Below are 6470 nucleotides of genomic sequence, written 5' to 3'. Positions count from 1 at the left end.
TGGTCCGGGTGGGATTTTAAAAACACGCCCTAGGCCTGTCCGGCGATCTTGTCGGGCCCGCGACGCCTGGGGGAGTGCCCCCTGCATTCTGACGCCGCGGGCTGAACCTCGAAGACCGCCCGGACAGGACCCAGGGGCGTCCGACGGCCCTTTGCGATGTGCTCCCAGCGGCGCGGGCCGAGAAGATCTTCGGGGCCCGCGCCGCCCGCGGGTTCGCGCCCGGGTGGGGGTCCGGCTTGTGTACGCTCGTACGCATGGTGTGGGTGACGCTGGCCGGCGCGATTCTGGCCGAGGTGCTCGGGACCACGGCGATGAAGTACAGCTACGGCTTCACCAGACTGTGGCCGTCCCTGGGCACGGCCGCCGGCTATCTCATCGCGTTCGCCCTGCTCGCCCAGACCCTCAAGACCATGTCGGTCGGCACGGCCTACGCGATCTGGTCCGGCGTCGGCACGGCGGCCATCGCCGCCATCGGCATGGTCTTCCTCGGTGAGACGGCCGACGCCGCCAAGCTGGGGGGTATCGCGCTGGTGATCGCCGGAGTTGTGGTGATCAACCTCGGTCAGGCCCACTGATGGCCCGCCGCTACGACCCCGACCGGCGTCAGCGCCTCATCGACGCCGCCATCCGGGTGGTGGGGGAGCGGGGGATCGATGGCCTCAGCCACCGGTCGGTGGCCGCCGAGGCGGACGTACCGCTCGGGTCCACCACCTATCACTTCGCCACGCTGGACGATCTGCTCGTCGCCGCCCTCCGGCAGGTCTGTGCCGAGCCGCGGACATCGGTCGAGAGCTGGCGGCGCCATCTGGACCGGGACGGTCCGGTGGCCGACGGCCTTACCGACCTGCTCGAGGAGGTGATGGGCGGGGACCGCGGCCGCATCCGGCTGGAGTACGAGCTCTATCTCGCCGCTCTGCGCCGCGACGCGCTGCGTCCGGTGGCCGCCGAGTGGCTCGACGGCGTGGTGGAGCTGTTGACCGGCTACACCGCGGACGCCGCCACGGCCCGTGCGCTCACCGCTCTGATCGACGGACTGCTCCTCCAGCTGCTCCTCACCGGCAGGCCCTTCGACCGGGAGGAGGCCCGCCGGGCGCTGGCCCGCGTCAGCGGCTGACGTCCCGTTCCGCCGCGTTGGTCCGGTCCCGTCGTCCCGTCCCGCCCGCGCCGCGCTGTCCCGTTCCGTTCTGTCGCGCCGCGCTGTCCCGTTCCGTCCCGCCCGCGCCGCGCTGTCCCGTTCCGTTCCGTCGCGCCGCCCGGTCCCGCCGTTCCGTCCGGGGCCGTCGTTCCGTCCGGGGCCGCCGCGCGGTCCTGCCCCGCGGGCCGCGCTGTCCCGTTCCGTCCCGCCGTTCCGCCCCCGCGCCGCGCCGTGACGCCCCGCTGTCCCGTTCCGTCGTACCGTCCCGCCGTTTCGTGGCGCTGTCCCGTTCCGCCGCGCCGTTCCGCCCCCGCGCCGCGCCGTGACGCCCCGCTGTCCCGTCCCGCCGTTCCGCCGCCCGTCCCGTCCGCCGTGCCGTGACGCTCCGCCGTTCCGGATCCTGTCCGCGGCGGCACCACTGCGCAGGCCGTCTGATCGCTGAGACCCATTCGCCTCCGGGGGCCGGAGCCGGTTAGCGTTCGACCATGACCGATGCTGCAACCTCTCCCCGTACCACCGGCGCCGTCGCCGCCGGCCTCGCCACTGTCGCCGCTGACGGCACCGTTCTCGACACCTGGTTCCCGGCTCCCGAGCTCGTCGCCGAGCCCGGTCCCTCCGGGACCGAGAGGCTGACCGCCGAGCGCGCGGCCGAGCTGCTGGGCGAGAAGGCCCCAGGCGCGCTGGGCCCGGATACCCGCCGCGGTGTCGAGGTCGTCGCCGTGCGGACGGTCATCGCCTCCCTGGACGACAAGCCGCTCGACACGCACGACATCTACCTCCGGCTGCACCTGCTCAGCCACCGGCTGGTGAAGCCGCACGGCCAGAACCTGGACGGCATCTTCGGGCTGCTCGCCAACGTCGCGTGGACGAGCCTCGGTCCGGTGGCCGCGGACCAGGTCGAGACGGTGCGCCTCGCGGCCCGCGCCGAGGGCCTGCACCTCGCGGTGACCAGCATCGACAAGTTCCCGCGGATGACCGACTACGTGGTGCCGTCCGGCGTACGGATTGCCGACGCCGACCGCGTCCGGCTGGGCGCCCACCTCGCCTCCGGCACCACGCTCATGCACGAGGGCTTCGTCAACTTCAACGCCGGGACGCTGGGCACCTCCATGGTCGAGGGCCGGATCAGCGCGGGCGTCGTCGTCGGAGACGGCTCCGACATCGGCGGCGGGGCCTCGATCATGGGCACCCTGTCCGGTGGCGGCAAGCAGATCGTCTCGATCGGGGAGCGCTGCCTGCTCGGCGCCGAGGCGGGCATCGGTATCGCGCTGGGCGACGACTGCATCGTGGAGGCCGGTCTGTATGTGACTGCGGGCACCCGCGTCACCCTGCCGGACGGCACGGTCGTCAAGGCGCTCGAGCTCTCCGGCGCCAACAACCTGCTCTTCCGGCGCAACTCCACCACCGGCCGGGTGGAGGTGCTCCAGCGCAGCGGTTCCTGGGGCGGTCTGAACGAGGCGCTCCACAGCCACAACTGATACGCGAGGCCGCGGGGTGCGCATCCCGCGGCGCGGCTCCCGGCTTCTCCGACAGCCCGCCGGCCCTGCGAGGGGCGGCGGGCTGTCGGCGCCTGCGGTCCCGGGCTCCTGCCACCGCGGTCGCCCGGGCAGTCAGCCGTACGGTAACCCCGGGCGGATGCCGTGGCCGCGTGCACCCGCCCGACGCGGGGCACGACCGTCACGGGCGGATCCGCACCACCTGCGGGTCGTGGTCGCTCGCCTGGTCGGCGAACTCCGCGTTGAGGTGGACGATGTCGTAGTCCGCGTGGCGCACACCCCGGCTGGCCAGCATGTGGTCCAGCACCTGTGCGTTGCCGTTGTAGACATAGCCGTACCGCTCATCGCGCGGCAGACGGGTCACCAGATCGGTCAGGGCGCCGTCCGAGGTGAGGGCCGAGAGGGCGGGCGAGAAGTCGTAGTCGTTGAGGTCACCCGCCACGATCACCTTGGCCTTCCGGTCGACGGCGAGCAGGGACTTCACCCAGCTGTTGACCACCTCCGCCTGGGCGGTGCGCTGCGTCTCGGAGGTACGGGCCGGGGGCTGGAAACGTCCGTCCAGGGCCTGGTCGCCGCCCTTGCTGGTGAAGTGGTTGGCGACGACGAAGACGGGCTGCCCACGGAAGGTGAACTGGGCGGCGAGCGGCTTGCGGCTGTTCTTCCACGCCTCGTCGGCCGGTTCGATCCGGCCCGGGTTGGCGGAGAGGGCCGCATGGCCGTTCACCCGCACCGGGGAGACGGGGGTCGTGGCGTCGCCGCCCGCGACGTCCGTGAACGAGACCCGCTGGGGGTTGTAGAGGAAGACCACGCGAATGTTGCCGCCGGGCTGGCCGCCGTCCTGGTCGTCGGCCGGGTCGATCTGGCGCCAGGCGTAGGCCGGTCCGCCCGCGGCGGAGATCGCCTCGGTGAGCCTCTTCAGGGTGGCGTCGGCCGAGACGACCGTGTCGTTGGTGGGCCCGTTGTCGTCCTGGACCTCCTCCAGCGCGATGACGTCGGGGGAGGAGAGGTTGCCCACGAGGGCCTCGGCGAGGCGGCCGAACTTGGCCGCGGAGTCCTTGGGGGAGAGGTTCTCCACGTTGTAGGTCGCGACGGACAGCTCGGACGCCGACTGCTTACGGGTCGTCTCCCGCCGCAGCCCGTTGTCGCGCAGCGCGCCCAGTGTGGTCGCCTGGAGCTCATAGCCGCCGAACTGGTCGTAGTCCAGCGGGCCCGCCGTGGTACCGGTGAGCCGGTCGCCGACGTCCGCCCGCGGGAACGGCCGCTCCGCGAAGGGGATGAGCGAGGCGACCTTCACCCGGCCGCCGTTCTGGTCGCGGTAGGAGGCGTAGAGGGTGCCGCCGCGCGCCGTACGGTTCCGGTGCGGCTCGGCCGTCACCCAGAGCTCGTTGTGCTCGCTGGTCGGGCCGACCACCGGGGCGTCGGTGACCTCGGTGAGCATGCCCTCCAGGGACTCGTACCGGTCGAGGGCGTAGCGGTGCGGGCGCAGCGGCAGGGTTTCGATACCGGCGCTGCCGCCGTCGGCGGCCTGCGGGGCGTAACGATCGGGCACCGTCGAGGGGGTGAGGCGGAACGCCGCGGGCAACGGGTTGCCGGACGAGACCACGGTCCACTCGGGCCGGACGATCTCGGTGACCGACTGCAGGCCCGCCGAGGCCTCGCCGGGGTAGTACTCGCTGACTGTGCCGGACACCCGCACCGAGTCGCCCACCGCCACCGTCGGTGTACTGGAGCCGGTGAAGACGAAGAGGCCCTCGCTCGTCGCCCGGTCCCGGTCGGGATCGGGGTCCTGGACCCAGAAGCCGCGCGCGGAACCGAAGGCGCGGACGGCGGTGACGGTGCCGGGTATGCCGGTCACCGTGCGGCCCGCGAGCGGGGATATCCGGGTGCCGCCCTGGATGTCGTGGATACGGACCTCGGCGGCCACCGCGGGCTGGGGTCCGGCGAGCAGACCGGTCGCCATCGCGCCGGCGATGAGGGCGGCGCATGTCGCCGGTCTGCGGATGGGATCAGCGGGCATCACGGTCTCCGGAGGGGTGAGGGGTGGCGAGGGCGTGCTCTACGCGCGTCAATGTCGTGTGTTCCCAAGGGAGTTGTCAAGAGATGGCCGATGTACGGCACCTGTCAGGTACATGAACCGGGTGGCATGGGGCCATATCCGTCTACGCTTGGGCAGCGCCCGACCCGCGTCCCCGAGGAGAAGCCACTGATGTCCGGAGACCGCCCCACCATGCCGCCGGTGCGCCTGCCCTCCGAGGCGGAGCTGGCCCGGGATGCCCTCGCCGCGCCGCTCTTCGCCCGCGCCATACGGCTCGCGCGCTGGGCCGCGCCGCGGACCCCGGTGGGAGCGGGCGGCGAACTCCTCGACGCGGGGCTCCGGGAAGCGGTGGCCCACCTCGGCCTCACCGAGGAGGAACACGGCGCCATGTACGCCGGCGAGGCCTGGCAGCTGGCGGTCGACACCGGGTTGGTGGAGATCGAGGAGGACCGGGAGGACGACGCCGGGGACGGCCCCGGCGCGGAGGACGGCGCGGCCGCGACCGCGACCCCCGGCGAGGGTGCGGCGCTCATCACTTCCGGAAGCCCCCACGACGTTCTGGAACTCTGGCTGGGCGGGCTCGACACGGTGCTCGACGACGCCACCGTGCCCGATATCGGCGACATCGTGGAGAGCGTCGGCGAAGGCGGTGAGCTGGACCTCGACCAGCTGGACTGGGACCCGGAGGAGGAGGCCGACTTCCTCGACAGCGTGCTGGGCAATCTGTATCTCCTGACCGTCCTCGACGACAGCTCCGGCGAGCGCGCCGTGCCGCTGCCCGCCCTCGCCGCGTCGGTGATCGTGCCCGATGAGATGGACGAGCCCACGGACGAGGTCCTCGAGGAGGTCTCCGCGGCGATGATGCGGCTCGACGACCAGTTCCGGCTGCTCGCCCCCATCGGCCTCGTCGACTACCAGCCGGTGGACGAGGCACTGATCGAGGAGCTGTACACGGAGGGCGCGGCCGGGCAGGAGGACGCCCTGCCGCCCGAGGAGGAGGACGTCTCGCGCTATGGCATGGTGCGGCTCACTCCGCTCGGCGTGTACGGCGTACGGGCCCGGATGCTCGAGTCCGGAGTCGACGCCCCGGCGGTCGGCGACCTCGCCGACAAGGGCGCCGATGTCCTGCTCGACCGGCTGCCCGGCTATCCGGAAGCCGCCGCGCAGGGCGAACTCGAGCAGTGGCTGGCCCGGCGCGAGCCCGCCGATGGCGCCCGTGAGCTGCTGGCGGCGGCGCGCGGCGACGACGACAGCGCACCGAAGCGGCGGCTCGCGTGCCAGCAGGCCCTCCTGCTGGTCGGCCCGGATGCGGGGCCCGCCCTCCGCGAGGTGCTGGACGACCGTCACCTCGGCGGACTCGCGCGGGTGGGGCTCGCCGAGCGGGGTGTCACGGACGTGCCGCCCCCGCCTCAGGACATGGTGTTCTGGCTGACGATCGACACCATCGCGGCCCAGCTCGGCAGTGTCGACGACACGGCCGAGCTGCGGGACCTGGTCGAGGGGGTCGTGGGACAGCACAGCGGATTCTTCGACGCGGCGTGGCGCGTGGACCACCCGGCGACGGCGGAAGTCCTGGAGGCGATGGGGCAGTTGCACCCGGACAAGAGGCTCGCCAAGGAGGCGCGGAAGGCGGCCTTCAAGGCTCGTTCGAAGTCGGGAGGCCAGTAGGGGCCTCGGTCGTCACGGACCTGCCTCGTCGACGACCCGGGCTCGGTCCGGGAGGTGCCCGCCCCCCGGTCGGACCGTCCGCGGCCTGCCCGGGGTCTGCCGTGTGCGAGAGCGTCGAGGGGCCGCCCCGCTCCCG

The 6470-nt window shown here is 72.9% G+C and carries 5 protein-coding genes; 4 read left to right on the top strand and 1 reads right to left on the bottom strand.

All coding sequences use genetic code 11. From position 1 onward, the window contains the following. Nucleotides 1-254 precede the first annotated feature (254 nt). The 3 genes from ACTWQE_RS33250 to dapD all read left to right on the top strand — a co-directional run bounded on the left by ACTWQE_RS33250 (nucleotide 255) and on the right by dapD (nucleotide 2613). Nucleotides 255-575, top strand: a complete 321-nt coding sequence (locus ACTWQE_RS33250; RefSeq protein WP_443332820.1) for a DMT family transporter — start codon at nucleotides 255-257, stop codon at nucleotides 573-575. Continuing rightward, nucleotides 575-1114, top strand: coding sequence for a TetR/AcrR family transcriptional regulator (locus tag ACTWQE_RS33245; protein ID WP_443332819.1), 540 nt, complete (start codon nucleotides 575-577; stop codon nucleotides 1112-1114). Before ACTWQE_RS33250 ends, ACTWQE_RS33245 begins: the two co-directional genes overlap by 1 nt. 506 nt (nucleotides 1115-1620) lie before the next feature. Further along, nucleotides 1621-2613, top strand: coding sequence for a 2,3,4,5-tetrahydropyridine-2,6-dicarboxylate N-succinyltransferase (gene dapD, locus ACTWQE_RS33240; RefSeq protein ID WP_443332818.1), 993 nt, complete (start codon nucleotides 1621-1623; stop codon nucleotides 2611-2613). A gap of 199 nt (nucleotides 2614-2812) precedes the next feature. Here dapD and ACTWQE_RS33235 read toward each other — a convergent pair whose 3' ends face one another. Then, on the bottom strand, nucleotides 2813-4648 hold the full coding sequence (locus ACTWQE_RS33235) for an endonuclease/exonuclease/phosphatase family protein (protein WP_443332817.1): 1836 nt from the start codon (nucleotides 4646-4648) through the stop codon (nucleotides 2813-2815). A 189-nt stretch (nucleotides 4649-4837) separates the two neighbouring features. Between ACTWQE_RS33235 and ACTWQE_RS33230 the strand changes: the two genes are divergently transcribed. Further along, a complete protein-coding gene (locus tag ACTWQE_RS33230) occupies nucleotides 4838-6334 on the top strand; it encodes a hypothetical protein (RefSeq protein WP_443332816.1) in 1497 nt (498 codons plus the stop codon). The last annotated feature ends 136 nt before the right edge of the window (nucleotides 6335-6470 follow it).

The organism is Streptomyces sp. 8N706 (assembly GCF_052245415.1).
Taxonomy (GTDB): Bacteria; Actinomycetota; Actinomycetes; order Streptomycetales; family Streptomycetaceae; genus Streptomyces.
This window is presented reverse-complemented; position numbering and strand designations above follow the sequence as displayed.

Bases quoted from the DNA above. Each gene is read 5' to 3' on its own strand.
- ACTWQE_RS33250 (WP_443332820.1), top strand. From the start codon at position 255: ATGGTGTGGGTGACGCTGGCCGGCGCGATTCTGGCCGAGGTGCTCGGG.
- ACTWQE_RS33245 (WP_443332819.1), top strand. From the start codon at position 575: ATGGCCCGCCGCTACGACCCCGACCGGCGTCAGCGCCTCATCGACGCC.
- ACTWQE_RS33230 (WP_443332816.1), top strand. From the start codon at position 4,838: ATGTCCGGAGACCGCCCCACCATGCCGCCGGTGCGCCTGCCCTCCGAG.
- dapD (WP_443332818.1), top strand. From the start codon at position 1,621: ATGACCGATGCTGCAACCTCTCCCCGTACCACCGGCGCCGTCGCCGCC.
- ACTWQE_RS33235 (WP_443332817.1), bottom strand. From the start codon at position 4,648: ATGCCCGCTGATCCCATCCGCAGACCGGCGACATGCGCCGCCCTCATC.